Consider the following 25,116-nt stretch of genomic DNA (forward strand, 5'->3'; position numbering starts at 1 on the left):
GTAGACCGCCCCAAGTCGTGCTCGACGCCGTGGGCACCCTCGCCCGGCTCGGACTGGCCGCCGTCTGGTTGATTTCCGGAGCGCTGAAGATCAGCGATCCGGGGCAGACCTACATCGCCGTGCAGGCGTTCGACGTCCTGCCGGACGGGCTCGTCCGCCCGGTCGCGATCGGGATGCCGCTCGTCGAACTGGCGCTCGGCCTGTTCCTGCTCGCCGGGTTCGTGACCCGCTGGGTGTCGGTGCTGTCGGTGCTGCTGCTCGCGGTGCTCATCGCCGCGATCGCCCAGTCCTGGGCGCGCGGGCTGAGCATCGATTGCGGCTGCTTCGGCGGTGGCGGTCAGATCGCCGCGGATCAGACGCAGTATCCGCAGGAGATCGCCAGGGACCTCGGGTTCGCGTTGCTGGGCGTCTGGTTGATCGTCCGGCCGCGGACCTGGTTCTCCGTGGACGGGTGGCTCGGGAACTCTCGTGCCCCCGCGGACGACGACTATGTGGGTATCGCTGAAGGGAACGGATAATCGTGGGTGGAGCTGAGCGCAACGCTCGGAAACGCAAGCAGCAGCAGACGGCGGCGCGTTCGGTGGCACAGGCCAGGGGCGTCGCCGGCGGCGACAAGAAGAAGGTCGTCGCGATCACGGTCGCCGTGGTCGTGCTCGCCGCGCTGGTGATCGGTGGGGTCATCTGGACGACGTCCAGCAAGGACAGCACCGCGGGCAGGGTGATCCAGCCGCAGGCCTCGACGGCGGTGGCTCCCGGTGTCGTCCAGAAGCGTGACGGGGCCGTCGTGGTCGTCGGCAAGCCCGAGGCGACGAAGACGATCGACATCTACGCCGACTTCCTGTGCCCGATCTGCAAGCAGTTCGAGGAGAAGTTCAAGGACCAGATCCAGGAGCAGGTCAACAACGGCGTCCTGCAGGTGCGCTATCACATGCTGCCGATGCTCAACCAGCGCTCCGATCCGCCGGGGTACTCGATGGACTCCGCCAACGCCTCGCTCGCCGCGGCCGACGCGGGCAAGTTCCTCGCCTTCCACGACGCGCTGTTCAAGGACCAGCCGCAGGAAGGTGGCCGCGGGTTCGACAAGGGGCAGCTGATCAAGCTCGGCCAGGACGTAGGCATCACCGACCCGGCTTTCGCCACGGCGGTCAACACCGGTGTCTACGAGCAGCAGATCCAGGACGCGTACAAGAAGACCTCCACGGATCCGTCGTTGCAGCAGGACTTCGGCAACGGACCGGGCTTCGGCACACCGACCGTCGCTTCGAACGGTCAGGTCGTGAAGCTCGAAGACGGCTGGGTGCAGAAGGTCGTCGCCTGATCCCGTCGCGTTTCGTCCTCTAAATGCGGAAGTTGCGTGGGCAAGGACCGCATTTAGAGGACGAAATGCGGGAGTCAGGGGCGCGTGGAGGAGGCGACGTTCGCGAAGGCCTGGACGCGCGCTGTCTCGGCGGAGCGTGGCCAGACGAGACCCCACTCGACGTCGGGTGATCCCGTGAAGGGAACGAAGCGGATTCTCGGGTGGCTGAAGTACTCCCGCGCGTGCGCCGCGAGCGGACAGATCCCGGCACCGGTGGCGATCGCGGCGAGCAGTTCCTGAAAGGTCGCGAACGGCTTGCCTCGCGTCACCGGATGTCCGGCCGGGGTCAGCCACTGCCTCGGCCCCTCGACCCAGTACGGCTCCGGCGGATGCGCCGCGCGGAGGACGGTGTCCCTGGCGAGATCGTCCAGGGACACCGAATTCCGCCGCGCGAACGGGTGTTTCGACGACACCGCGAGCACCATCGGTTCGCGGTACACGGCGGGCCCGGTGGTGAGATCGGCTTCGTCGGCCGGGAGCAGGGTCACCAGGACGTCGATCTCGCCCGAGCGCAGCATCGCGAACGGGTCGGCGAAATCGGCTTCCCGGATCAGCAATTCCGTTTCCGGGTAGCGCTGCCGGAAGCGGTCCAACAGGCTCTCGGTGAGGTCGGCGACGCCGGGGGCTTCGAAGCCCAGACGTAGGACCCCGCCGATCCCGCGTCCGGCGGTGACCGCGCGTTCGATGCCTTCGTGCAGCGCGCGGTAGGCGGGCCCGAGGTCGTCCCGCAGCCGCCTGCCGATCGGCGTGAGCTGGACCCGCCTGCTGGTGCGGGCGAACAGAGGTGCGCCGATCCGACGTTCCACCTGCTTGATCGTCTGGCTCACCCGGGCCTGCGAGACATGCAGCCGCTCCGCGGTACGGCCGAAATGCAGCTCCTCGGCCAGCGTCAGGAAGATCTCGATGTCCCGCAATTCCATAATCCACAGGTTATCGATCCGGGGCCGTGCCGGTCACCGGTAACCGTCTTTCCGCTCAGGTCTAGACCACCGGCTCGCTATCATGCGTTAATTCAAGCCTTGAACTTACGGTTCTGGCTTGGGTGGTGAGCAAGATGAAGAAATTCGTACTCCGGCTCGCTCTACTGTTCGCCTCGTGTCTCGCATTGGCCATGGCGCCGGTGCCCGCCGGGGCCGCGCCCGCGTTCAAAGTGCTGGCCTTCTACAACGGCACCTACGACGCGGCGCACATCAGCTTCGTCAAGGAAGCCGACCGGTGGTTTCCGAAAACCCCCGCGGAGCACAACTTCGGCTACACCGCGACCAACGACTGGAACCGGCTGAACTCCCTGCAGCCGTCGCAGTACCAGGTCGTGGTATTCCTGGACGACCTGCCGCAGACCTCGGCGCAGCGCGCGGGCTTCGAGCGCTACCTGCGTGCGGGCGGTGCGTTCTTCGGCTTCCACGTGGCCGCGTTCACCACCGCTCCGTCCACTTGGGACTGGTACCACAACAGGTTCCTCGGCACGGGCGCGTTCAAATCGAACACGTGGGGGCCGACGACTTCGACGTTGCGGGTGGAGAACCGGTCGCATCCCTCGACCACGCGGCTGCCCGCGACGTTCACCTCTTCGGTGAGCGAGTGGTACTCCTGGAGCAGCGACCTGCGGAAGAACCCGGACATCCGGATCCTCGCGTCGGTGGACCCGGTGAGCTTCCCGCTGGGGACCGATCCGGACCAGTCCTGGTACAGCGGGTACTACCCGATCCTCTGGACCAACGACAAGTACAAGATGCTGTACGCCAACTTCGGCCACAACAAGATGAACTACGAGACGAACCAGCCGCTGTCGTCGACGTTCGCCAGTGAGGTGCAGAACCGCTTCGTCATCGACGGTCTGCTGTGGCTCGGGGGAGCGAAGACCGCCTAGAGACATGCCGGAGGGCCGGACAGGGGGGTGTTTTCCCTGGTCAGGCCCTCCGGCGATAGCAAAGGTCCCTTGCTACTCCTCGATGGCGCCGCCGACCGCCCGCAGGTGCTCCCGGAACGTCAGCGAAGGTGACTTCGCGCGCTCGGCGAGGAAGTCGGCGAAGCGCACCTGTTCGCGAAGGGTCTCTCCGGTGCGGATCCGCTCGGCCTGCCGCCGTTCGGTGTCCCGGATGGCTTCCGCCCGGTCCAGGACCTCGTCGGCGCGGTCGGCCGCGACGAACAGCACGCCGTCCTCGTCGCCGAACACGAAGTCGTCGCGGGTCACCGTCCACTCCCCGACGACGGCCGAGTCGAGCGCGCCGTCCGGGCGGGCGGAGACCGAGAGGGGGCCGGTCGGGATCGAGCCGAGGCTGAACACCGGCAGGCCGATCTTCTCGATGTCGGCGGTATCGCGGTGCAGGCCCCAGATGACGACGCCGCTCAGCCCGGCCGCCTCCGCCTCGAGGACCGCGAGGTCACCGACGCAGCTTTCGTCGAGCCTGCCGCCGTTGTCGACGACCAGGACGTCGCCGGGATTCGCGGTTTCGTACGCCTCCAGGAAGACGTCGACGCTGCCGACGTGCCGGGCGGGGGTGACCCGCCCGGCGACGCGGCTGCCGGGCACGATCGCGTGCGTTCCGGCCGGCGCGCACCGGACCGGGACGCGGGCGCGGACGCAGCCGTCGGTCAGATGCGCGGTGGTCAGCAGGGAGAACCGCTGCCGAAGCTCCTCGGGATCCATACCCCGACTTTAGCCACGGCGCCACACCACGGGCGTGTCGTAAGGCCCGTTCTCCGCAAGGGTGCCCACGACTTCCCCGTTTTCGCCCGCGATGGTGGCGCAGCCGCTGGACGGCGCGGGCAGCGTCTCGACCTGGCCGCCGAGCGACCACACGGCGGGAATCGTCGAGGCGTCCGGCGTCCGCATACAGCCGGCCACCTGCCCCGAGCTGGTGAGCGCGTTCGCCGTCATGCCATCCGGCACCGGTACCGAGGTGTCGAAAGCGGTCCACACCCGGGGCCCGCCTTCGAGGTCGGCCAGTACCTTGCCGCCGCGGATCGCGAGGGCGCGTGACTCACGGATGCCGTCGGGGAGCACGAGCTGCTGCGCCGCCCCGTCCTTCCAGAGCCAGGTACCGCCGTACTGTTCCTGCATCAGGATCGTGCCGTCGTGGTCGACGTCCACCGGGCTGAGCAGCGGCGGGGAGTCCAACCGCACCGGGTGCGCGCGGTCGCCGCCCGGCCAGAACGCCGCCCAGGAGCCGTATCGCGGATCGTTGAACACCCTGCCGACGATGTCGCCGCGGTCGTTGATGCCGGTGACCCGCGTCTGGGCGTAGCCCGGCACGTTCTCCAGGACCTGGAACACGCCGTTCTCGAAGACGAACGAGCGATTCGCCCGGGTGGAGATCGCGTAGCTGTTGAGGAGAACGGTCCCCGACGCGTTCTCGTCCACGGTGTCGACGGTGTTGTAGCCCGCCGGGATGCCGTGGTCGTGGACGGCCCCTCCGGACCAGGTGAGCAGACCGCCGTCGAAGTGCCCGGCGTAGCTTCCGGCCCCGTCGGTGGCCACGACCCGCAGAGCGTCGCCGCCGGGCGTCGGCAGGTGACTCATCGTCCAATCGCTCGCGGCTGCCGTGCCTGCCGACAGCAGTCCTGCGGCGACGGTGGCGGCCAAGACCAGACTTGTCCGTTTCATCGATACCCCCTGTTAGTGGTGTTTTCCCTGTTTATCGGGGGTCGGGGCCGTCTGTCTGCGTCATCTGACACCTACCGTGTCGTAAGTAACATCCGTGCAGTCCTGTATGTAAGGGGTTGATAAATACAGTCCTGTCTGTATCTTCAGTGGCGGTAGCGACCCGGCAACGGCAAGGAGCGTCGTGGTGGGCAACAAGGTGTACGTCGTCGGCGTCGGCATGACGAAATTCGAGAAACCCGGCCGCCGTGAGGGCTGGGACTACCCGCAGATGGCCAAGGAGTCCGGGACCAAGGCGCTCGAAGACGCCGGGATCTCCTTCGACGAGGTGCGGCAGGCCTACGTCGGTTACGTCTACGGCGAGTCGACCTCGGGGCAGCGCGCGGTCTACGAACTGGGCATGACCGGCATCCCGGTGGTCAACGTCAACAACAACTGCTCGACCGGATCGACCGCCCTCTACCTGGCCGCGGAAGCGATCCGGGGCGGTCGCGCGGACTGCGTGCTCGCGCTCGGTTTCGAGAAGATGCAGCCGGGTTCGCTCGGTTCGACCTACGACGACCGCGAACAGCCGATGGGCAGGCACCTCCAGGCACTCGCGGAGATCTCCGAGGTGCTGTTCCCGCCGGCGCCGTGGATGTTCGGCGCGGCGGGCCGCGAGCACATGAAGACCTACGGGACGACCGCCGAGCACTTCGCCAAGATCGGCGAGAAGAACCACCGGCATTCGGTGAACAACCCGTACGCGCAGTTCCAGGAAAGCTATTCGCTGCAGGACATCCTCGACTCGCGGATGATCTACGACCCGCTCACCAAACTCCAGTGCTCGCCGACCTCGGACGGTTCGGGCGCCGCGATCCTGGCCAGTGAGTCCTTTGTGGACTCGCATGGCCTGGCGGGGCAGGCGGTCGAGATCGTCGGGCAGGCGATGACCACCGACTTCGCGAGCACGTTCGACGGCACCGCGAAGAACATCATCGGCTACGACATGAACGTCCAGGCCGCGCGCCAGGTGTACGACCAGGCCGGGCTCGGCGCCGAAGACTTCCAGGTCATCGAACTGCACGATTGCTTCTCCGCCAACGAACTCCTGCTCTACGAAGCGCTGGGACTCTGCGCCGAGGGGGAGGCCGGAAAGCTCGTCGATTCCGGGGACACCACCTATGGCGGCAAGTGGGTCGTCAACCCGTCCGGCGGCCTCATCTCCAAGGGACATCCGCTCGGCGCCACCGGCCTCGCGCAGTGCGCCGAGCTGACCTGGCAGCTGCGCGGCACCGCGGACAAGCGCCAGGTGGACGGCGTCGAAGCCGCACTGCAACACAACATCGGACTCGGCGGCGCCGCCGTCGTCACCGCCTACCAGCGCGCCGAGCGCTGATCCCACCGAAAGGAACAACCATGGGCAAGATCAGTGCCTCCGTCGAACTCCCCGCCGCTCCCGACAAGGTGTGGGCGGAGTTCTCCAACCCCAACAACTTCGAGAAGTGGCTGACCATCCACACCAAGTGGAAGGGCGAGGTCCCGGCCGAGTTCTCCAAGGGCGCGCAGGCTTCCGAGGTCGTCACGATGCTCGGGATGCCGAACACGATCACCTGGACGGTCGACGAGTTCGAGGCGCCGTCGAAGCTGGCGATCTCCGGGACCGGGATGGCCGGGGTGAAGGTCAAGTTCGAGCTGTCCGTGGAGCCGTCCGGTGCCGGTTCGCTCGCCAGCATCGACGCCGAATTCGCCGGACAGATGATCGTCGGCGCGCTCGGCAAGGCCGTCGAGAAGGACGGCAAGAAGAACCTCGACGCGTCGCTGGAGAAGTTCAAGGCGCTGGTCGCGTGACCGAGGACCGGTTCGATCCCGGCGGGCTCGGCAAGTGGACCGACGAGTCCCGGTTCGAGGTGACCCGCGAGCGGCTGATCGAGTACGCCAAGGCGACCAACGACCCGATCCCGGCGCACCTCGCGGGCGAGGTCGCGAGCCCGGTGTTCGCGATCGTGCCGGTGTTCGAGTCGCTGATGGAACCCGCGCTGGAGGTCGTGCCGGTCGGGCTGTTCGGCCGGATCGTGCACGGGGAGCAGGAATTCCGGTTCCACCGCCCGATTCGTCCCGGCGACAAGCTCGTGTCGCGGGCGCGGATGACCGGGTACGAGGGGCTGCCGAACGGCACGCGCGGCACCATTCACCTCGAATGCCGCACCGAGGACGGCGACCTCGTCAACGAGCAGTACGTGACGTTGTTCGTGCGCGGTTTCGACACCGGCGAGACACGCGGCGAACTCGGGCCGGAGCACAGGTTCGACGAGGCCCTGCGCTCGCAGGCGCCGGTGGCGAAGGTCAGCCAGCACGTCGACGACGACCAGACCTACCGGTACGCGCCCGCCGCGGGCGACCCGATGCCGATCCACCTCGACGAAGAGGTCGCGAAGGATTCGGGACTCCCGGGGATCATCGCGCACGGCCTGTGCACCATGGCGTTCACCTCGTGGGCGCTGCTGACCGAGGTCGCCGGGTCCGATGTGGACAGACTGAAGCGGTTCGCCGTCCGGTTCGCCAAGCCGGTGCTGCCAGGGCAGGACCTGACGACGTCCATCTGGCGCGCGGGCGCCGGAAGCTACGCGTTCGAAACCACCGTCGGCGAAACCGTCGTGCTCAAAGACGGTCTCGCGGAATTCGCGGAGTAGGAGCAAAAGTCATGGGAGCACTCGACGGGCGGGTCGCCGTCATCACCGGCGCCGGCCGGGGGATCGGCCGCGAGCACGCGTTGCTGTTCGCGGCCGAAGGCGCGAGCGTCGTGGTCAACGACCTCGGCGGGGCGAACGACGGCAGCGGGGCCGACACCGGTCCGGCGCAGGAGGTCGTCGACGAGATCCGTTCGGCGGGCGGCAAGGCCGTGGCGAACATGGCGAACGTCGCCGACTGGACGGGTGCCGAGGAACTCATCGCCCAAGCGGTGGGCGAGTTCGGCAGGCTGGACGTCGTCGTGAACAACGCGGGCATCCTGCGCGACGCGTTCATCGCCGGGATGGAGGAATCCCAGTGGGATTCCGTGATCGCCGTGCACCTGAAGGGGCACGCGGCCGTGCTGCGGCACGCGGCGGCGTACTGGAAGTCGGCGAGCAAGGCCGGTGAGCAGGTGGCCGGTTCGGTGATCAACACCGCCTCGGCGTCCGGGACCACGTTGCCGAACGCGGGGCAGGCCAACTACGGCGCCGCGAAGGCGGGCATCGCCGCGCTGACGCTGGTCGCGGCCGAGGAACTGGAACGCTACGGCGTGCGGGTCAACGCGATCGCGCCGATCGCGCGTACCCGGCTCACCCTGGCGACGCCGGGCATGGGCGCGATCTTCGCGCAGGAGGTCGACGAAGGCGAGTTCGACGCCTTCTCCCCGGCCAACATCTCACCGCTCGTGGCCTATCTCGCGACCGAGAAGTGCCCGCTCACCGGCAAGGTGTTCGCGGTACAGGGCGGGGCGATCTCGGAACTCGCCGGCTGGCACGACGTCAAGGTGATCGAAACCGAGGAAGCCTGGACGATCGACGACATCGCGGCCAGGCTGCCGTGATCGAATGGTCCGAGACCGAACTGCTGATCCGGGACGCGATCCGCGAGTTCGTCGACAAGGAGATCCGGCCGCAGCTGGACGCGCTGGAAAGCGGGACGCTGCCGCCGTACGACATCATCCGGAAGATGTTCGCCTCCTTCGGCATCGACGCGCTCGCGCGGGAATCGGTGTCGAAACTGCTCTCGAAGTCCCCTGGGTCCGGTTCGGGTGGCGGCTTGGCCTTCGGCGGGCAGGAGGCGATGGCGCTCATCGCGGTGAGCGAACTGGCCGGGGTCAGCCTCGGCATCGTCGCGTCGCTCGGGGTGAGCATCGGGCTGACCGCGCAGACGATCCTGACGAAGGGCACGCAGGCACAGAAGGAACGCTGGCTGCCCGGGTTGGCGACCTTCGAGAAGGTCGGCGCGTGGGCGATCACCGAACCCGACTCCGGCTCGGACGCTTTCGGCGGGATGAAGACGTCGGTGCGGCGTGACGGCGACGAGTACGTCCTCAATGGACAGAAGACGTTCATCACCAACGGCCCCTACGCCGACACGATCATCGTCTACGCGAAGCTCGACGAAGGCAATGGCGCCGCCGTGCGGGACCGCGAGGTGCTGACGTTCGTGCTGGACAAGGGCATGCCGGGGCTCACGCAGGGCAAACCGTTCAAGAAGATGGGCATGATGTCCTCGCCGACCGGTGAGCTGTTCTTCAGCGACGTCCGGCTCGGCCGGGACAGGCTGCTCGGCGAATCCGAGACCGGCCGTGACGGCGACAGCAAGGCCGAGGTGAAGTCCGGGTTCGCCGTCGAGCGGATCGGGGTCGCGGCGCTGGCGCTCGGGATCATCAACGAATGCCACCGGCTTTGCGTGGACTACGCGAAGAACCGGAAGCTGTGGGGCCAAGAGATCGGGCGATTCCAGCTGATCCAGCTCAAGCTGGCGAAGATGGAGGTCGCGCGGATCAACGTGCGGAACATGGTGTTCCAGCTGATCGAGACGCTGCGCGCGGGCAAGATGCCGACGCTGGCCGAGGCTTCGGCGATGAAGCTGTACTCGTCGGAGGCGGCCACCGAAGTCGCGATGGAGGCCGTGCAGTTGTTCGGCGGCAACGGGTACATGGCCGAATACCGGGTCGAGCAGCTGGCGCGGGACGCGAAGTCGCTGATGATCTACGCGGGGAGCAACGAGATCCAGGTGACGCACATCGCGAAGGGCCTGCTGGGCCGCTGAGGGAGCAAGGGACCTTTGCTATCACGCGGGTGGGACGGCCGGCGCGCGTGCAATGAAGGGGCCTTTCATCGCGAAATTTGCGATGAAAGGCCCCTTCATTGCGCTTGCGCCAAGTGGGAAGCGCGCGGGGTGGCCGCATCCGGAGGACTGAATGCGGCGGGGGTCAGCCGCGTTCGATCAGGTGGCCGACGACCTCGGGGCCGGGGTGCGCGTGGCCGGAGCCGTCGCGCCGGACGTCGACCTCGGGCAGCTCCACGGGGTCACCGGTACGCGAGGCACCGGCCGGACGCGGGCCGATCCAGCCGACGGCCAGTCGCGTTTCGCCCTTGAGGAACCGCTGTGCCCGGACACCGCCGGTCGCGCGGCCCTTCGCCGGGTACTCGCTGAACGGCGTCACCTTCACGCTCAAACCGGTCGCGGTGACGACCATCGGCTCGCCGTGCTCGGCGTCATCCGTACGGACGGCGCCGAAGAAGACCACTTCCGCCTCGCCGCGCACGGCGATCCCGGCCATGCCGCCGCCCTTGAGGCCCTGCGGCCGCACCAGCGAAGCCGGGTAGCGCAGCAGCGACGCTTCGGACGACAGGAACGCCAGTGTCTCCTCACCGTCGGTGAGCCAGGTGGCGCCGACGACCTCGTCGCCGTCCTTCAGGCTGATCACGTCGAACTCGTCCGAGCGGACCGGCCATTCCGGCGAGCACACCTTCACCACGCCGAGTTTCGTGCCGAGGGCGAGTCCGGGGGAGCCGGCGGCCTGCTCGCCGAGCGGGGCCAGCCCGATGACGCGCTCGCCCTTCTCCAGCGGCACCAGTTCCTTCGCGGCCATTCCGCCGCGAAGCGACACAGTGCCCGCCTGCTCGGGCAGCACCGGCAGCGGCAGTACGTCGGTCTTGAACGCGCGGCCGCGGTTGGTCACCAGCAGCACCTGACCGCGCGCGGTCGAGTGCACGACGGCGGCCACCGAGTCGTGTTTGACGCGGCCGTTGCGGCGCCGCACTTCCGACGCCTCCTCCGATTCCGCGGCCGTCCGCGCCACCAGCCCGGTGGCCGACAGGATCACCTGGCACGGATCGTCGGCGACCTCCAGCGGACCCGACGGCTTCGACGCGGCGAGGACCTCCTTGAGGTCGCCGTCGATCAGCGCGGTGCGGCGTTCGGTGGGGTGGTCCTTGGCGACCTTGGCCAGTTCGGCCGAGACGACCTTCTTGAGCACCGACTCGTCGTCGAGGATCTTCGACAGCTCGGCGATCTCTTCGCGCAGCTTGTCCTGCTCGGCCTCGAGCTCGATCCGGTCGTACTTCGTGAGCCGGCGCAGCGGCGTGTCCAGGATGTAGGTCGCCTGGATCTCCGAGAGCTTGAACCGCTTCATCAGGCCGTCCTTCGCGGCCGCGGCGTTCTCGCTCTCGCGGATCAGCTTGATCACCTTGTCGATGTTGAGCAAGGCGATCAACAGGCCGTCGACCAGGTGCAGGCGCTCTTCGCGCTTGCGGCGGCGGTAGCGCGTGCGGCGGGTGACGACCTCGTAGCGGTGGCTGAGGAAGACCTCCAGCAGCGCCTTGAGCCCCAGCGTCTGCGGCTGCCCGTCCACCAGCACCAGGTTGTTGATGCCGAAGGACTGCTCCAGCGGCGTGAGCCGGTACAGATCCGCCAGCAGCGCCTGCGGGTTCACACCGACCTTGCACTCGATGACCAGCCGCGTGCCGTTCTCGCGGTCGGTGAGGTCTTTGACATCGGCGATCCCGGTGAGCCGCTTGGACTTGTTGACCTCGTCGGTGATCTTCTCGATCACCTTCTCCGGGCCGACGCCGTACGGCAGTTCGGTGACGGTGATCGCCTGGCGGCCGCGGCTGCCTTCCAGCGGTCCGGTCTCGGCACCGGCGCGCATGCGCACCACCCCGCGGCCGGTCTCGTAGGCGCGGCGGACCTCGTCCAAGCCCAGCAGTGAACCACCGGTCGGCAGGTCGGGGCCCGGGACGAACTCCATCAGCTTGTCGAGCGTGGCGTTCGGATGGTTGATCAGCCACCGCGCCGCGCCGATCACCTCGGTGAGGTTGTGCGGGATCATGTTGGTCGCCATCCCGACCGCGATCCCGGACGTGCCGTTGACCAGCAGGTTCGGGAACGCGGCAGGCAGCACCGTCGGCTCTTCGAGCGAACCGTCGTAGTTGGGCCGGAAGTCGACGGTGTCCTCGCCGAGTTCGCCGACCAGCAGCATCGCCTCGGGGGAGAGCCGCGCCTCGGTGTACCGCGAGGCGGCCGGGCCGTCGTCGGGCGAGCCGAAGTTGCCGTGCCCATCGACCAGCGGGACGTTGAGCGAGAAGTCCTGCGCCAGCCGGACCATGGCGTCGTAGATCGCCGTGTCGCCGTGCGGGTGGTACTTGCCCATCACGTCACCGACCACGCGGGACGACTTCACGTACGCGTGCGTCGGCCGGTAGCCGTTCTCGTTCATCGAGTACATGATCCGGCGGTGCACCGGCTTCAGCCCGTCCCGCGCGTCCGGGAGCGCCCGCGAGTGGATGACCGAGTAGGCGTACTCCAGGTACGAATCCTCGATCTCCGTCTTCAGCGAGTTGTCGAAGACGTTCGCGCCGGGCCGGTCGAACGCGGAGGGGTCGACCTTGGTGGTGGTGCCCTTACGGCGTGCCATTGCTCAAAGCTCCTTGAATAGCAACGAAATCAGGCGTCGATGGCTTCGCGGTCGACCCGGTCGGAGGATTCGACCAGCCAGTTGCGGCGAGGCTCGACCTTCTCGCCCATCAACAGTTCCAGCGCGTTCTCCGCGGCTTCGACGTCGTCGAGGGTGATGCGGCGGACCGAGCGGGTGGCCGGGTTCATCGTGGTGTCCCACAGTTCGTCGGCGTCCATCTCGCCGAGACCCTTGAACCGGGGCACCGGCGTGACGATCTGCTTGCCCGCGCGTTCCAGCGCCGCGTACTTGGTCTCCATCTCCTTCTGGGAGAAGGTGAAGTGGGTTTCCGGGTTCCGGCCCTTGGTGACCAGCTTGTGCAGCGGCGGCATCGCGGCGTACAGCCTGCCGTCCTCGATCACCGGGCGCATGTACTTGGCGAACAGGGTGATCAGCAGCGTCCGGATGTGCGAACCGTCGACGTCCGCGTCGGCCATCAGGATCACCCGGCCGTAGCGCATGGTCGACAGGTCGAACGTGCGCCCGCTGCCGGCGCCGAGCACCTGCACGATCGAGGCGATCTCGGCGTTCTTCAGCGTGTCACCGAGCGAGGCTTTCTGGACGTTGAGGATCTTGCCCCGCAAGGGAAGCAGCGCCTGGTACTCCGACACGCGCGCCATCCGCGCCGAACCGAGCGCGCTGTCACCCTCGACGAGGAACAGTTCACTGCGGGAGACGCCGGTGGTGCGGCAGTCGACCAGCTTCGGCGGCATGGCCGCGCCTTCGAGCGCGGTCTTGCGCCGGGCCGCGTCCTTCTGCTGCTTCTGGGTGAGCCGGACGCGTGACGCGTCGACCACCTTCTGCAGGACGACCTTGGCCTCGGATTTGGTCTTGCGCTCTTCGGTCCAGGCGCGGATGTGCTTGTCGACGACGCCCTGGATGACCCGGGTGATCCCGGCGGTGGACAGCTCGTCCTTGGTCTGCGAGGTGAACTGCGGCTCCGGCAGGCGGACGTGCACGACCGCCGTCATGCCTTCGAGGACGTCCTCGACGGTCGGCATGTCCTCCTTGGGCTTCAGCAGCCCGCGGGTCTTGGAAATGGCGTCCTGCAAGGCTTTCAGCACCGCGCGGTCGAAACCGCGGCGATGGGTGCCGCCGTGCACGTTGCGGATGGTGTTGGTGAAGCACTCCACCGTCCGCTCGTAGCCGGTGCCCCAGCGCAGCGCGACCTCGATCTCCGCGTGACGCACCACATTGGACTGCATGACGCCGTTGGCGTCGGCCGCGTTCTCCTTGTAGGTGCCCTCACCGGTGATGAAGAGCGTGCCGCAGACGGGTTTTTCGCCCGCGGGGGAAAGGAAGTCGACCATGTCGGACAGGCCGTTGGGGAAGTGGAAGGTCTCTTCGCTGATCGAGTCGTCGACAGCGGTGCGCAGTACGTACGTGACGCCGGGGACCAGGAAAGCGGTGTTGCGCATCTTCGTGCGGACGCCTTCGACGTCGAGCGAAGAGCCTGTCTCGAAGTAGCGCGCGTCGTACCAGTACCGGATCGACGTGCCGCTGCGCTCGCCGCGTTTCATCTTCCCGGTGATGTTCAGCCCGGACTTGCGGGTGAACTTCGCCTTCGGGCCGGGCCCGTCGAACACGCCGGGGACGCCGTGCGCGAACGACATCTGGTGGACCTTGCCGTTCTGCTTCACGGTGACGTCGAAGCGGTGCGACAGCGCGTTCACCGCCGAAGCGCCGACGCCGTGCAAGCCACCGGAGGTCTTGTAGCCCGAGCCGCCGAACTTGCCGCCGGCGTGCAGCCTCGTCAGCACCAGTTCGACACCGGACAAACCGGATTTGGCGTGCGTGCCGGTGGGGATGCCCCGGCCGTCGTCGTCGACCTGGACACTGCCGTCGGCGTGCAGGGTGACCACGATCTTCGTGGCGTGACCCGCCACACCTTCATCGGTCGAGTTGTCCACGACCTCGGAGAACAGGTGGTTGATACCGCGGCTGTCGGTGGAGCCGATGTACATCCCGGGGCGCTTGCGGACCGCTTCCAGACCCTCGAGATGCGTCAGGTCGTCGGCCCCGTACAGGGTCTCAGCAGTCACTGGGTCTTTCTCCTGGAGTCGTGGCTCGCGAACTTGCTCGTGGAGGTGGCGTTCAACGCGACACCGTACTGGAGGATATCCGGCAGCCCCGACAGTTCGTCTTCTCCAGCGCCCTCGGTGTGGCGAACACCTGTTCGTGGCCACGCCCTGTCATCCGATGTCGCCCTTTCGCGACCGTCCGTGAAGACCGGTGCTTTTACCCTGGTCCTGCTCCTGACAGTCATCTGATGAGGCGTTATGGTTTCCAGTGTCACACTGCTGGGGGCGGCAGGGGGAATCGGGAAGTGACCGTCGGAGTCGGTCCCACGCGCGCGTCGATCGCGCAGCGCGTGGTGAGTCTTTGGTATTTCGTGGTGGTCATCGCGTCACTCGGGCTGCTCGCGCCCCTGCCGTTCGTGCACGCGGCGATCCGGCTGCGCCGCCCGTTCGTGTTGCTGTACGTGCTGATCTACGGCATCGCCTCCTTCGGGCTGATCTGGCTGCTCGCGACCGGGGAGACAGAGGGCGAGGTCGAGACGGCCATGGCCCTCTCGTGGTTCTTCGGCACGATCCTGTTGATCACCGTGTCCTGCGTCCACCTCGCCCTGCTGCGGAAGAAGATCCTCTACCCGCAGCGGACGGTCTGGGTCGAATCCGGCATGCACTGCGGGCTGTTCTCGATCGACATCGCCGGATTCGGCCAGGTCGGGCGCAGCAGCGACATCTTCGTCCAGGTGCGACGGATGCTTTTCGGCCTGCTGGCGAACGCCTTCGAGGCCAGCGGGATCTCCTGGAACATGTGTCTCAAACGGGATACCGGTGACGGGATGATCGTCGTCGTCCCGCCGCATTTCCCCAAGTTCCGGCTGCTGCTCCCGCTGCTTTCACAACTGGCGGCCGAGCTGGCCAAGTACAACGTGGTCACCGATCCGGCGCTGCGGATCCGGGTACGCGTCGCGATCCACGCCGGAGAGGTCACGCTCGACGAGTACGGCGTGACGGGGCGGCCGAAGGTGCTGCTCGCCCGGCTGCTCGACTCGCGCGTGCTGCGTGACGCGCTCGCCGAGGCGCCGGACGAGTCGCCCGTCGTCGTACTCGTCTCGGACCGGTTCCATGAGGACGTCCAGGACCAGGGCGGCCCCGGTCTCGACACGATGAGCTACCGGCAGGTGCTCGTGCAGGAGAAGGAGACCGAGGTCCTCGCCTGGCTGCACGTCCCGACGCCGGTGGTCAGAGGGCTGCCGTGAGGACCTCCAGCGCGCTGTGCTGACGGGCCGCGTCGATCCGGTCGACCGGACCGGCCCAGCGCAGGCCGTGCTGATCGAGCGAGGTGCGGTTGTTCGCGACGGTCGAATTCGCTTGGCGGGTCAGGTAAGCGCGGTACGGCCTGCCCGCGAGCGCTCGGTCCAGCTCGCCGAGGTTGCGGGCGTAGGCGCCTTTGAACGACGGTCCATCCGCGCCGCAGTCGCCGGACTCGCAGGGGTCGCGCAGGATGCCGCCGGAATGCAGTGACGGCGCCGTGGTGGAGGCGTCGGCGAGCCGGCGGGCCCTGGTGAGCAGCGCGGCGTCACCGGTCGCGCGGTTCAGTTCGACCAGCGCCCCGAGGACGATGCCCTGGTTGTAGCTCCACACGGCGTCGCCGTTGTTGGCGCACGAGGAGTTCAGCCCGTCGTTGATCAGGTCGCTTCCGTTGATCATGCCGCTGGCGCGGAACCAGTCCCAGATCTCGCGTGCCCGCGCGAGCTGGACCGTGTCACCGGGGAGGCGGTTGTGCAGTGAAGCGGCGACCTTGACGTACAACTCGTTGGTGACCGCGTTCTTGTACGTCCGCGCCGTCGACCACCACAGACCGCCGCCGCAGGTACCGTCGCGGTAGGAGTACATGTAGTTCGCCGCGATGACGGCGGTGTCGAGGTAGCGGCGCTCCTTGGTCAGGTCGTAGGCGCGGATCCAGGCGAGTGCCCACCACCCGGTGTCGTCGATGTATTCGTTCGTGAAGTTGTCGCCGCGATTGCGATCGAAGGTGTTGGCGATGGCGTGGCGGTAGTTCTGCGAACCGGTGCGGGTGCTGTAGTCGAGGATCGCGGTGAGCGCGTTCGCGGAGTTCCACCAGCCCGTGGTCTGCCAGAGCCCGGTGCCGTTGTCGTAGAACTGCATCAGCGCGGTGGCCGCCGCCTCGGCGCGATTATTCGCGGCGACGGTGGTGCGAAACCATGGCGTGCAGGCGATTTCCGGGCGATTTCCGGCCTTGCCGCAGGCGCGAAGCGCGCCGAAACGGTGGGTGGCGGGGTCGTCGCCGTTGAACATCAGGGTCCGCCAGGCGCGGTGGCCGGCGGGGATCTTCGTGTCGCCGATCCGGCTGTCACCGGCCCAGGTGCGGCCGCCGTCGAAAGAGCGGTCGAGCCATACCTCGTCGCCCCGATCGCCGTTTTCGATGCTGCCCCAGCCCATGTTGTCGCCGTCGGAGAGGTGCAGCACGATGCCGCGACCCCAGACGGACGTCGTCGCGGGACTTCTGTCGCCGACGGCGACCGCCGGATCGCGGCCGTCGCAGTACTTCGCGCAGATGGTCGCCGTGACGGACGGGGCGGGAGTGATGGGAGTGGCGGGAGAGAGTGCCAATGTCAACGTTGTCACAAGCAGGGAAGTGAGCCACATGGCTTCGAGTGTGAGGGCGGTCACTTGCGCGTCCGACCAAGTCACTCGTTCAGCTCGCGCCGAAGGTCTGGACCAGCGGGGTGGTGGCAGGGAATACATCTTCCACGCGTAAGGTTGAACGCTCAAGTAAAGCTGATCCGGTGATAGAGGGAGCAGGTCATGCAGTTCGGAATCTTCACGGTGGGCGATGTGACGACCGACCCGACCACCGGGGAGGCGCCCAGCGAGTACGAGCGCATCAAGGCGATGGTGCGGATCGCGCTCAAGGCCGAGGAGGTCGGTCTCGACGTTTTCGCGACCGGCGAGCACCACAACCCGCCCTTCGTGCCTTCTTCTCCGACGACGATGCTCGGCTACATCGCCGCGCGGACGTCGAAACTCATCCTTTCCACGTCGACGACGCTGATCACCACGAACGACCCGGTGAAGATCGCCGAAGACTTCGCGATGCTCCAGCACCTCGCCGACGGACGGGTCGACCTGATGATGGGCCGTGGCAACACCGGACCGGTGTACCCGTGGTTCGGGCAGGACATCCGGCAGGGCATTCCGCTCGCGATCGAGAACTACCACCTGCTGCACCGGTTGTGGCGCGAGGACGTGGTCAGCTGGTCCGGCAGGTTCCGGACGCCGCTGCAGGAGTTCACCTCGACCCCGCGTCCGCTCGACGGCGTGCCGCCGTTCGTCTGGCACGGTTCGATCCGCAGCCCGGAGATCGCGGAACAGGCCGCCTACTACGGCGACGGGTTCTTCGCGAACCACATCTTCTGGCCGAAGGAGCACTTCCAGGCGTTGATCGAGCTGTACCGGGAGCGGTACGAGCACTACGGGCACGGCAAAGCGGACCAGGCCATCGTCGGCCTCGGCGGTCAGGTGTTCCTGCGGCCGAAGTCGCAGGACGCGGTGCGGGAGTTCCGGCCGTACTTCGACAACGCGCCGGTGTACGGCCACGGGCCGTCGCTGGAGGAGTTCACCGAGCAGACGCCGCTGACCGTCGGAAGCCCGCAAGAGGTGATCGACAAGACGCTGACCTTCCGCGAGCACTTCGGCGACTACCAGCGTCAGCTGTTCCTGATGGACCACGCCGGGCTGCCGTTGAAGACCGTTCTGGAGCAGCTCGACCTGCTCGGCGAGCACGTGATTCCGGTGCTGCGCAAGGAACTCGACTCGCTTCGTCCGGCTCATGTTCCTGAGGCGCCTACGCACGCTTCGCTTGTCGAGGCTTCTTCGGCGGTGACCGCATGACCACGATCGCTGTCGTGACCGCGGGGCTGAGCCAACCGTCCTCGACGCGGCTGCTCGCGGACAAGCTGGCCGCGGCGGTGTCTTCCGCGCTCCCGGACGTGCAGATCGACGTGATCGAACTTCGCGACCTGGCCATCGACGTCACGAAGAACATGCTGACCGGGTTTCCTTCCCCGGCGCTGCGCGCGGCCATCGACACGGTGACCGCCGCGGACGGCCTGATCGCCGTCACGCCGGTGTTCACCGCGTCGTACAGCGGGCTGTTCAAGTCGTTCTTCGACGTGCTGGACCCGAAGGCGCTCGACGGGAAGCCGGTGCTGATCGGTGCCACCGGCGGGACCGAACGGCACTCGTTGGTACTCGACTTCGCGCTGCGTCCGCTCTTCGCCTACCTACGCGCCGAGCCCGTCGCGACGGCGGTGTACGCGGCTTCGTCGGACTGGGCGTCTCCGGGTGACCTCGACACGCGGGCTTCGCGGGCGGGGCGGGAGTTCGCCTCCCGGCTGTCCCGGGAAGGGACGGTGGCGGCCCCGGCCAGCGGGTTCGTGCCGTTCGAGCAGCTGCTGCGCGCGGGGGAGTGAGCAAGGGACCTTTGCTGTCGCCTCCGCGGGTCGGGACTGGCCGGACCAGCGCGTTTCCCGCCGGACCGGCACAATCGAGAGGGACGACGACGGCGAGGAGAAAACGGTGGGTATCGGAAAACCCGTGAAGCAGGTGCTGATCCTGATCGCGGGCGGCATTCTCCTGCTGGTCGGCATCGCGCTGCTCGTGCTGCCCGGACCGGGCCTGTTGCTCGTGCTCGCCGGTCTGCTCGTGCTGGCGTCGGAGTTCCCGGCGGTGGAGAAATACGTCGATCCCATCCGGGACAGGGCGATGAAGGCGGCCGAGGACAGCGTTTCTTCACCGCTGCGCATCGCCGGTTCGGTGCTGGCCGGCCTGTGCCTGCTGGCGGCCGGGGTCGTGTGGGGGCTGGTGCCCGGGCTGCCACTCGGCGGCTGGAGCACCGGTTCGAGCCTGATCCTGTCCGGGATCATCCTGTTCGCGCTGCTGGTCTGGAGCTACAAGAGGGTGCGGGACCGGAGGGCCGCGAAGGCCGAATAACAGCCGGGTGGTCTGGTACGGTGCGGCGCGTGGGCCCCGATTTTCAGCGCGCCCGGCGGCCGGAACAGGTGGCGGTCCGGCGCACGGCGATCCTCGGGGCGGCGCGCGAACTCCTGGCCGAGCGGCCGGTTTCCCGGATCAGCCTGCGGGAACTGGCCGATCGCGTCGGCCTGGCGAAGTCGAACGTGCTGCGGTACTTCGACAGCCGCGAGGCGATCTTCCTGGAAGTCCTCGACGCGACCTGGGTCGCGTGGCTCGACGAGCTTGAAGGCGAGTTAGGCGCTCCTCGTGCCGCGAAGCCTGGGTACGAGCACGAAGTGCGCGTCGCGACCGTCATCGCGAAGTCGCTCTCGCGGCAGCACCTGCTGTGCGAGCTGATCAGCACGATGGCGGCCGTGCTCGAACGCAACATCTCCGTGGAGACAGCACGGAAGTTCAAGAGCCGGGCCGCCGAGCGGACCGAACGGCTCGCGGACGTCGTCCGCGCCCAAATCCCGTTGGACGCCGAGGCGGCCGGGCACTTCGCGAAGGCGGTCTTCATCCTCGTCGCGGGCCTGTGGCCCTACGCGAACCCGGGCGAGGCGGTGGCGACGGTCCTGGCCGAACGGGGAGCGCCCACCGGTCGCGAGATGTTCGTCGACGGGCTGACCGAAGGGCTGGCCAACCAGCTCGTCGGACTGGTCGTTCGCGCAGGACAGCGCCCCGGGCGAGAGCAAAGGTCCCTTGCTCCCTTCCCGGGCGCGCCGAGCCGGGCGACCCTGCCTAAGGTGAGCGGAACCCACTTGCACAAGGAGCGATCATGAGCCCAGGCGGCACCCTCACTCTCGGCGATCTCACCGTGAGCCGGATGGGCTACGGCGCCATGCGGCTGTCCGGCCCCGGCATCTGGGGACCGCCGGGTGACCGCGAAACCGCGATCGCCGTCCTTCGCGAGGCTGTCGAGCTGGGCGTGACCCACATCGACACCAGCGACTTCTACGGCCCGCACACGGTCAACGAGCTGATCCGCGAGGCGCTGCACCCGTACCCGGAGAATCTGCACATCGTCACGAAGGTCGGGGCGAAGCGGACCCCGGACAAGGGCTGGCCTTCGGCGCTCTCGCGGGAGGAACTCACCGCCGCGGTCCACGACAACCTGCGCAACCTCGGCGTCGACGTGCTCGACGTCGTCAACCTGCGGCTCGCGGGGGAGCACGGCGTCTTCCCGATCCCGGTTTCGATCACGGAGCCGTTCGAGGTCCTCGCCGAGTTGCGACAGCAGGGCCTGATCCGGCACCTCGGCCTGAGTCACGTCTCGGCGGAGCAGGTCAAGGAAGCCCGCGCCATCGCGCCGGTCGTCTGCGTGCAGAACGAGTACAACGTCGCGCAGCGTGCCAACGACGGGTTGCTCGACGCCCTCGCGGCCATCAGCGTCCCGTTCGTGCCGTACTTCCCGCTCGGCGGATTCACCCCGCTGCAGTCCGGCGTGCTCGACGACTGCGCCCGCCGGGTCGACGCGACGCCGATGCAGGTCGCGCTCGCGTGGCTGCTCCAGCGGTCGCCGAACATCCTGCTGATCCCCGGCACGTCCTCGCTGCCGCACCTGCGTGAGAACATCGCCGCCGCGGACCTGGAACTGCCCAAGGACGTCGTCGCGGATCTCGACGCCCTCGCCTAGAAGTACATGAAGGCCCCCTTGCTTGCGCCTAGCGCAATGAAGGGGGCCTTCACGTACTTCAGAGGACATCCCGGCGCCGCAGCAGCCAGCCGCCGAGAACGGTGAAGGCCACCAGGTACCCGGCCACCACCAGCGTCGCCTGGGGGACGCTGACGAGTTCCCCGACCCCCGGCGTCGCACCGGAAGCGCCGAGCGACGCGGCCAGCGAACCGGCGTTGGCGCCGGGGAGGGCGCGCTGAAGCGTGTCGACCCAGCCCAGCAGCGGGGCCGCGACCCCGAACAGCAGGTTCTGGACCACGAGCAGCCACACCAGGCCGAGCCCGATCGGCAGCGCCACCCCGCGCATCGCGATGGCGAGTGCCGCGCCGAGTACCGCCCAGGTCATCGCGATCAGCCAGCCGGCGCCGATCCCGGTGACCAGCGAGCCGACCGCGGGCCAGTCCATCGCCTCGCCTTCGGAGGCCGCGATGAGCGCGCTCGTGACCGCACCGGTCGCGAAACTCGTCAGCACGACGGTCAGTGTCGCGACGGCCAGTGCGCACAACTTTCCACTGTAGACGGTCATCCGCGAAGGACCCTGTGTCAGCACGGTCTTCCACGTGCTCCAGCCGTATTCGGTGCCGACGGCCAGCACCCCGAGCACGAGCAGGATCGCCCCGAGGAACACCGGTAGCCCGCCGATCGAGTTGCCGACCAGGTTCGACGGCATGGTCGCGGCCAGCCCGCGATCCGTGCCGGGCGCCCCGCTCGACGAGCCCGCCGCGCCGGCCAGCGGCAGCAGGTAGGTGAACGTCAGCCCGAGCACGACCGCGATCCCCAGCATGAACCAGTTCGCCGGACGCCGGACGAGTTTCGCCAGCTCGGCGCCGCAACTACCCCACATGGTCGGCCACCCCTCCGGTGAGTTCGAAGAAAACCTGTTCCAGATCCCGTTCGCGGACGTGCAGTTCGCGCACCGCGATCCCTTCCGTGACGAGTTCGCGGTTCAGCCACGACGCGCGCTCCGGGTCGACGGTCAGATCAAGACCGGTCCCGCTCGTCCGTACGTTCTCCCCGCCCACCCAGCGCTTCGCCAGTTCGGCGGCGCGAGTGATCTCGTCGGCTTCGATGTGCAGCACCGTGCCGCCGCGGAGTTCGGCGACCGTGTTCTCCGCGACCAGCCGCCCGTGCGAGACGACACCGACGCGGTCGCAGATCTGCTGGACCTCGCCGAGCAGATGGCTCGACAGCAGCACGGTGCACCCCTCCGCGCCGAGCCGCCGGATCAGCACGCGCATGTCGGCCATTCCGGCCGGGTCGAGTCCGTTGGTCGGCTCGTCGAGGATCAGCAACCGCGGATCCTTCAGCAACGCGGCCGCGACACCGAGTCGCTGCTTCATGCCGAGGGAGTAGGTCGAATACCGGTCTTTGCCGCGATCGGCTAGATCGACCAGCGCGAGTACTTCACCGACGCGGCGCGGATCCGTTCCGCTGTACCGGGCCAGCACCTTCAGATTGTCCGAACCGGACAGGTACGGGTAAAAACCGGGTGATTCGATCAGCGCGCCGACGCCGTCGAGGTCACCGGGCGGCCGCCCGAAGAGCCGCACGTCGCCGGACGTCGGCCGCACGAGGCCCAGCAACATCCGCAACGTCGTCGTCTTGCCGGCGCCGTTCGGGCCTAGGAAGCCGTAGATCTCGCCGGGCAGCACGGTCAGCTTCATCCGGTCGACGGCGAGGTGTTCGCCGTACCGTTTCGTGAGTTCGTCTGTGTCCACGGGAATGGTCATGGTGACCAATGGTGTCCGCCGCGAGGCCGCGCCACATCCGTTCACAGGCGACTCCCGGCGTACGTCGCCGGACGTAGCCGATGGCCGGAATCCTGTGACATCTGTCGAAAACACCGGTACCGGAGGAGCGGGTGACGATCTTAGGCTCGGCGGCGTGTCGAAAGTCCTGTTGATCCTTCACGTCCTCGCCGCCGTCATCGCGATCGGACCGGTCACCGTCGCGGCGAGCATGTTCCCGGCCGCCGCCCGCCGCGCGTTCGCCGAACCGGGTTCCGGGCTGTCCGTGCTGCGGGCGTTGCACCGGATCTGCCGGGTCTACGCCGTCGTCGGGATCGCGGTGCCGTTCTTCGGGCTGGCGACGGCGGGCAGCATGCGGGTCTTCGGCGACGCGTGGGTCATCGTGTCGATCGTCCTCACCGCCGCGGCCGCCGGGGTGCTGGCGGCGCTGGTGCTGCCGGGACAAAAGGCGATGCTCGCGGCCTTGGACGCCGAGCCGCCGTCGGAACCGCTGACGGCCGGACGGGTGGCGATGTACACCGGGATGTTCAATCTGCTCTGGGCCGTGGTGACGATCCTGATGATCGTGCGGCCGGGATCGACCACCGGCGCCTGAAAGTCCGTGAAGGCCTCCTTCCCTACTTTGAGGGTAGGGAAGGAGGCCTTCACGGACTGGTGAGGATTACGCCCTCAGCAGCTGGTTGAAGAACGACCGGTAGCGGCGCAGGGCGATCCGGAGGTCCTCGGTCGCCGGTTCACCCTGGCTCCACGCGGATTCCAGTTCCTTCTTGTGGTCGGCGAACGTCGCGGCCAGGTTCTGGATCACGACGGCCACCAGTTCGTCGGCTTCCTTGACGGCCCGCTGCGGGTCGTCCACGAAGGCCGTCTGGATGCCCTGCCAGCTTTCGCGGAACCGCGTCACGTCGGAGTCGTCGAAGAGGGTCTGCTCACCGTCCTCAGTGGACTCGGCCGTGGCGGACTCCGTGGTGGAATCCGGTTCGGCGGCCACCAGGTCCTCGGTGCTCAAGGTGTGCCCGGAGTCGCGGCCTTCGGTGTCCGTGGCGGTTCGGTCGAGACCGTCAGTGGTCCGATCCTCGTCGAGCCGATCCTCCGTCCGCGGTTCCGTTCGCTCGGTTCCCAGAGGCCTGCTTTCCATGGCTTTCCGCTCCTTCGTCACCCTCGGTCAACAGATCTTCGAACACCACGCGGTAGTGCTTCATCGCCTCACGCATGTCCTCTGTGGACATTTCGGATTCACGATGGCGCTCCAGCGTGTCGTGCCCGGCGCGGTAGTGCCGCAACGTGTTCGCGTGCCGGACGGACAGATCCGCGAGCTGCTGGTCGTACCCTTCGGTCGGGTAACCGCGCTCGGCCATCAGTGAGACCAACACCCGGTCCGCTTCGACGACGGCGCCGGACGGGCGATCGACGAACTGTTCCTGGATCAGCGCCCATTCCTGGGCGTAACGGTCCTTTGTGGTCGCCGGCAGAGGACGGATGTCGAGATCCGAATGGCGCTTCATCCGCGACGAAAGATCGCGTTCCGCTTCCCGTGGGCTCTCGTGTTCCTTGACGGCCCGGTCGTACTCGGGCCCGAACGTTTCGCGCAATCGCCGCTTGCGCTGCTGCGCGATGACGGCCCAGGCGGCCGCTCCCACCACCAGGATCGCGGCGATGACGATGATGATGACCAACCACGTTGGCATCGTTATCTCCTCCGGATATTTGCCGGTAAATCCCCCGACGGACCGTGTATGCCCTCGGCTCAGAGCGCGGAAACCCTTGTGCCACAAGAATTTTTGGATCTTAGGCCGGATGGCCCAGTGGAATCCGTCGCGAAGCGGAGCGGAGGCGGGCGGAGTAGGGCCATCCGGAGTAGGTCGTGAGGCCCGCTAACGAAACGTCCCTCTTTTGGATGCCTGCGATGACTCAGTGTAGGTAAAGACTCCCGATCACTGCTCCGTTGTGGCACTATTGCCCCATTCGCAGGAAGAGGGCCTGCGAATGAGGGGGCCCGGCGCGATGGGGTCGCCCGGCACGACAAATAAAGATCATCAGGGGAGGAGATCGTCATATGTCGACGCCAACGGACGTCAAGGATCCCATCGGTGAGGAAGAGCCGGTCGACGCGGTTCAGTCCGAGCCCGGCCTGCCGCAACACGAGCACAGTCCGGACTGTGAGCACAACCGGAACAAGTTCTTCGATTGTGCCGGTGGCTGCATCCAGACGCCGCCTCCCAGGGGCTGACGG

At 67.6% G+C, this 25,116-nt stretch carries 26 protein-coding genes; 16 read left to right on the forward strand and 10 right to left on the reverse strand.

The features are described from left to right. Positions 1-29 precede the first annotated feature (29 nt). Positions 30-518, forward strand: coding sequence for a MauE/DoxX family redox-associated membrane protein (locus AVL48_RS07575; RefSeq protein ID WP_082857578.1), 489 nt, complete (start codon positions 30-32; stop codon positions 516-518). A gap of 2 nt (positions 519-520) precedes the next feature. After that, entirely contained in the window at positions 521-1,318 is a 798-nt protein-coding gene (locus tag AVL48_RS07580; protein ID WP_082857572.1) for a DsbA family protein, read from the forward strand. A gap of 74 nt (positions 1,319-1,392) precedes the next feature. On the opposite strand, the gene AVL48_RS07585 is transcribed toward AVL48_RS07580, so the two are convergent. Then, positions 1,393-2,277: a LysR family transcriptional regulator gene (locus AVL48_RS07585; RefSeq protein WP_061981204.1), complete on the reverse strand. Its 885-nt coding sequence runs from the start codon at positions 2,275-2,277 to the stop codon at positions 1,393-1,395. A 134-nt stretch (positions 2,278-2,411) separates the two neighbouring features. Between AVL48_RS07585 and AVL48_RS07590 the strand changes: the two genes are divergently transcribed. Next, positions 2,412-3,227 (forward strand): ThuA domain-containing protein, encoded by an 816-nt coding sequence (locus tag AVL48_RS07590; protein WP_061981205.1) that lies wholly within the window; start codon positions 2,412-2,414, stop codon positions 3,225-3,227. Between the two features lie 72 nt (positions 3,228-3,299). On the opposite strand, the gene AVL48_RS07595 is transcribed toward AVL48_RS07590, so the two are convergent. Then, positions 3,300-4,007: an RraA family protein gene (locus tag AVL48_RS07595; RefSeq protein WP_061981206.1), complete on the reverse strand. Its 708-nt coding sequence runs from the start codon at positions 4,005-4,007 to the stop codon at positions 3,300-3,302. Positions 4,008-4,016: 9 nt separating this feature from the next. Further along, on the reverse strand, positions 4,017-4,964 hold the full coding sequence (locus tag AVL48_RS07600) for a hypothetical protein (RefSeq protein WP_244162350.1): 948 nt from the start codon (positions 4,962-4,964) through the stop codon (positions 4,017-4,019). 181 nt (positions 4,965-5,145) lie between these two features. Between AVL48_RS07600 and AVL48_RS07605 the strand changes: the two genes are divergently transcribed. The 5 genes from AVL48_RS07605 to AVL48_RS07625 are packed head-to-tail and all read left to right on the forward strand — an operon-like array spanning position 5,146 to position 9,728. After that, positions 5,146-6,339, forward strand: coding sequence for a lipid-transfer protein (locus AVL48_RS07605; RefSeq protein WP_208616216.1), 1,194 nt, complete (start codon positions 5,146-5,148; stop codon positions 6,337-6,339). 20 nt (positions 6,340-6,359) lie between these two features. Further along, on the forward strand, positions 6,360-6,791 hold the full coding sequence (locus AVL48_RS07610; RefSeq protein ID WP_061981208.1) for a type II toxin-antitoxin system Rv0910 family toxin: 432 nt from the start codon (positions 6,360-6,362) through the stop codon (positions 6,789-6,791). Continuing rightward, positions 6,788-7,633: a MaoC/PaaZ C-terminal domain-containing protein gene (locus tag AVL48_RS07615; protein WP_061981209.1), complete on the forward strand. Its 846-nt coding sequence runs from the start codon at positions 6,788-6,790 to the stop codon at positions 7,631-7,633. The genes AVL48_RS07610 and AVL48_RS07615 overlap by 4 nt, the downstream gene beginning before the upstream one ends. Positions 7,634-7,644: 11 nt before the next feature. After that, complete coding sequence (locus tag AVL48_RS07620; protein WP_061981210.1) at positions 7,645-8,514, forward strand: SDR family oxidoreductase; 870 nt, start codon at positions 7,645-7,647, stop codon at positions 8,512-8,514. Continuing rightward, positions 8,511-9,728 carry an acyl-CoA dehydrogenase family protein gene (locus AVL48_RS07625; protein WP_061981211.1) on the forward strand — a complete coding sequence of 406 codons (1,218 nt, stop codon included), beginning with the start codon at positions 8,511-8,513 and terminating at the stop codon, positions 9,726-9,728. The genes AVL48_RS07620 and AVL48_RS07625 overlap by 4 nt, the downstream gene beginning before the upstream one ends. Positions 9,729-9,891: 163 nt before the next feature. Here AVL48_RS07625 and AVL48_RS07630 read toward each other — a convergent pair whose 3' ends face one another. Further along, the gene (locus tag AVL48_RS07630; RefSeq protein WP_061981212.1) at positions 9,892-12,378 is read right to left on the reverse strand and encodes a DNA gyrase/topoisomerase IV subunit A; all 2,487 of its coding nucleotides are present in this window, start codon (positions 12,376-12,378) and stop codon (positions 9,892-9,894) included. A gap of 29 nt (positions 12,379-12,407) precedes the next feature. Beyond that, complete coding sequence (locus tag AVL48_RS07635; protein WP_061981213.1) at positions 12,408-14,459, reverse strand: DNA gyrase/topoisomerase IV subunit B; 2,052 nt, start codon at positions 14,457-14,459, stop codon at positions 12,408-12,410. Positions 14,460-14,743: 284 nt separating this feature from the next. On the opposite strand from AVL48_RS07635, the gene AVL48_RS07640 reads away from it, so the two are divergent. Then, on the forward strand, positions 14,744-15,685 hold the full coding sequence (locus AVL48_RS07640; RefSeq protein WP_244162351.1) for a hypothetical protein: 942 nt from the start codon (positions 14,744-14,746) through the stop codon (positions 15,683-15,685). On the opposite strand, the gene AVL48_RS07645 is transcribed toward AVL48_RS07640, so the two are convergent. Further along, entirely contained in the window at positions 15,669-17,096 is a 1,428-nt protein-coding gene (locus AVL48_RS07645; protein WP_061981573.1) for a glycoside hydrolase family 76 protein, read from the reverse strand. The genes AVL48_RS07640 and AVL48_RS07645 overlap by 17 nt on opposite strands. 159 nt (positions 17,097-17,255) lie before the next feature. On the opposite strand from AVL48_RS07645, the gene AVL48_RS07650 reads away from it, so the two are divergent. The 5 genes from AVL48_RS07650 to AVL48_RS07670 all read left to right on the forward strand — a co-directional run bounded on the left by AVL48_RS07650 (position 17,256) and on the right by AVL48_RS07670 (position 21,099). Then, on the forward strand, positions 17,256-18,341 hold the full coding sequence (locus AVL48_RS07650) for an LLM class flavin-dependent oxidoreductase (protein ID WP_061981215.1): 1,086 nt from the start codon (positions 17,256-17,258) through the stop codon (positions 18,339-18,341). Then, a complete protein-coding gene (locus tag AVL48_RS07655) occupies positions 18,338-18,922 on the forward strand; it encodes an FMN reductase (RefSeq protein ID WP_061981216.1) in 585 nt (194 codons plus the stop codon). Before AVL48_RS07650 ends, AVL48_RS07655 begins: the two co-directional genes overlap by 4 nt. 106 nt (positions 18,923-19,028) lie before the next feature. Continuing rightward, the gene (locus AVL48_RS07660) at positions 19,029-19,442 is read left to right on the forward strand and encodes a PGPGW domain-containing protein (RefSeq protein WP_061981217.1); all 414 of its coding nucleotides are present in this window, start codon (positions 19,029-19,031) and stop codon (positions 19,440-19,442) included. 29 nt (positions 19,443-19,471) lie between these two features. Next, positions 19,472-20,245, forward strand: a complete 774-nt coding sequence (locus AVL48_RS07665) for a TetR/AcrR family transcriptional regulator (protein WP_061981218.1) — start codon at positions 19,472-19,474, stop codon at positions 20,243-20,245. After that, positions 20,242-21,099, forward strand: coding sequence for an oxidoreductase (locus tag AVL48_RS07670; protein WP_061981219.1), 858 nt, complete (start codon positions 20,242-20,244; stop codon positions 21,097-21,099). The genes AVL48_RS07665 and AVL48_RS07670 overlap by 4 nt, the downstream gene beginning before the upstream one ends. A gap of 58 nt (positions 21,100-21,157) precedes the next feature. Here AVL48_RS07670 and AVL48_RS07675 read toward each other — a convergent pair whose 3' ends face one another. Both AVL48_RS07675 and AVL48_RS07680 read right to left on the reverse strand, forming a co-directional pair. Further along, positions 21,158-21,982, reverse strand: a complete 825-nt coding sequence (locus tag AVL48_RS07675; protein ID WP_061981220.1) for an ABC transporter permease — start codon at positions 21,980-21,982, stop codon at positions 21,158-21,160. Then, positions 21,972-22,868 carry an ABC transporter ATP-binding protein gene (locus AVL48_RS07680; RefSeq protein WP_061981221.1) on the reverse strand — a complete coding sequence of 299 codons (897 nt, stop codon included), beginning with the start codon at positions 22,866-22,868 and terminating at the stop codon, positions 21,972-21,974. The genes AVL48_RS07675 and AVL48_RS07680 overlap by 11 nt, the downstream gene beginning before the upstream one ends. Before the next feature lie 154 nt (positions 22,869-23,022). Here AVL48_RS07680 and AVL48_RS07685 point away from each other — a divergent pair, with 154 nt between their 5' ends. Further along, positions 23,023-23,481 (forward strand): hypothetical protein, encoded by a 459-nt coding sequence (locus AVL48_RS07685; protein ID WP_061981222.1) that lies wholly within the window; start codon positions 23,023-23,025, stop codon positions 23,479-23,481. Positions 23,482-23,547: 66 nt separating this feature from the next. On the opposite strand, the gene AVL48_RS07690 is transcribed toward AVL48_RS07685, so the two are convergent. Then, positions 23,548-24,021 carry a hypothetical protein gene (locus AVL48_RS07690; protein ID WP_061981223.1) on the reverse strand — a complete coding sequence of 158 codons (474 nt, stop codon included), beginning with the start codon at positions 24,019-24,021 and terminating at the stop codon, positions 23,548-23,550. Continuing rightward, positions 23,945-24,571, reverse strand: coding sequence for a hypothetical protein (locus AVL48_RS07695; protein ID WP_061981224.1), 627 nt, complete (start codon positions 24,569-24,571; stop codon positions 23,945-23,947). The genes AVL48_RS07690 and AVL48_RS07695 overlap by 77 nt, the downstream gene beginning before the upstream one ends. Before the next feature lie 368 nt (positions 24,572-24,939). Between AVL48_RS07695 and AVL48_RS38920 the strand changes: the two genes are divergently transcribed. Next, the gene (locus AVL48_RS38920; RefSeq protein ID WP_156515759.1) at positions 24,940-25,113 is read left to right on the forward strand and encodes a hypothetical protein; all 174 of its coding nucleotides are present in this window, start codon (positions 24,940-24,942) and stop codon (positions 25,111-25,113) included. Positions 25,114-25,116: the final 3 nt, after the last annotated feature.

The sequence above is a fragment of the Amycolatopsis regifaucium genome (genome assembly GCF_001613935.1).
Classification (GTDB): Bacteria; Actinomycetota; Actinomycetes; order Mycobacteriales; family Pseudonocardiaceae; genus Amycolatopsis; species Amycolatopsis regifaucium.

Bases quoted from the DNA above. Each gene is read 5' to 3' on its own strand.
- AVL48_RS07585 (WP_061981204.1), bottom strand. From the start codon at position 2,277: ATGGAATTGCGGGACATCGAGATCTTCCTGACGCTGGCCGAGGAGCTG.
- AVL48_RS07590 (WP_061981205.1), top strand. From the start codon at position 2,412: ATGAAGAAATTCGTACTCCGGCTCGCTCTACTGTTCGCCTCGTGTCTC.
- AVL48_RS07595 (WP_061981206.1), bottom strand. From the start codon at position 4,007: ATGGATCCCGAGGAGCTTCGGCAGCGGTTCTCCCTGCTGACCACCGCG.
- AVL48_RS07600 (WP_244162350.1), bottom strand. From the start codon at position 4,964: ATGAAACGGACAAGTCTGGTCTTGGCCGCCACCGTCGCCGCAGGACTG.
- AVL48_RS07610 (WP_061981208.1), top strand. From the start codon at position 6,360: ATGGGCAAGATCAGTGCCTCCGTCGAACTCCCCGCCGCTCCCGACAAG.
- AVL48_RS07620 (WP_061981210.1), top strand. From the start codon at position 7,645: ATGGGAGCACTCGACGGGCGGGTCGCCGTCATCACCGGCGCCGGCCGG.
- AVL48_RS07630 (WP_061981212.1), bottom strand. From the start codon at position 12,378: ATGGCACGCCGTAAGGGCACCACCACCAAGGTCGACCCCTCCGCGTTC.
- AVL48_RS07645 (WP_061981573.1), bottom strand. From the start codon at position 17,096: ATGTGGCTCACTTCCCTGCTTGTGACAACGTTGACATTGGCACTCTCT.
- AVL48_RS07650 (WP_061981215.1), top strand. From the start codon at position 17,256: ATGCAGTTCGGAATCTTCACGGTGGGCGATGTGACGACCGACCCGACC.
- AVL48_RS07655 (WP_061981216.1), top strand. From the start codon at position 18,338: ATGACCACGATCGCTGTCGTGACCGCGGGGCTGAGCCAACCGTCCTCG.
- AVL48_RS07670 (WP_061981219.1), top strand. From the start codon at position 20,242: ATGAGCCCAGGCGGCACCCTCACTCTCGGCGATCTCACCGTGAGCCGG.
- AVL48_RS07675 (WP_061981220.1), bottom strand. From the start codon at position 21,982: ATGTGGGGTAGTTGCGGCGCCGAGCTGGCGAAACTCGTCCGGCGTCCG.
- AVL48_RS07680 (WP_061981221.1), bottom strand. From the start codon at position 22,868: ATGACCATTCCCGTGGACACAGACGAACTCACGAAACGGTACGGCGAA.
- AVL48_RS07690 (WP_061981223.1), bottom strand. From the start codon at position 24,021: ATGGAAAGCAGGCCTCTGGGAACCGAGCGAACGGAACCGCGGACGGAG.
- AVL48_RS07695 (WP_061981224.1), bottom strand. From the start codon at position 24,571: ATGCCAACGTGGTTGGTCATCATCATCGTCATCGCCGCGATCCTGGTG.
- AVL48_RS38920 (WP_156515759.1), top strand. From the start codon at position 24,940: ATGTCGACGCCAACGGACGTCAAGGATCCCATCGGTGAGGAAGAGCCG.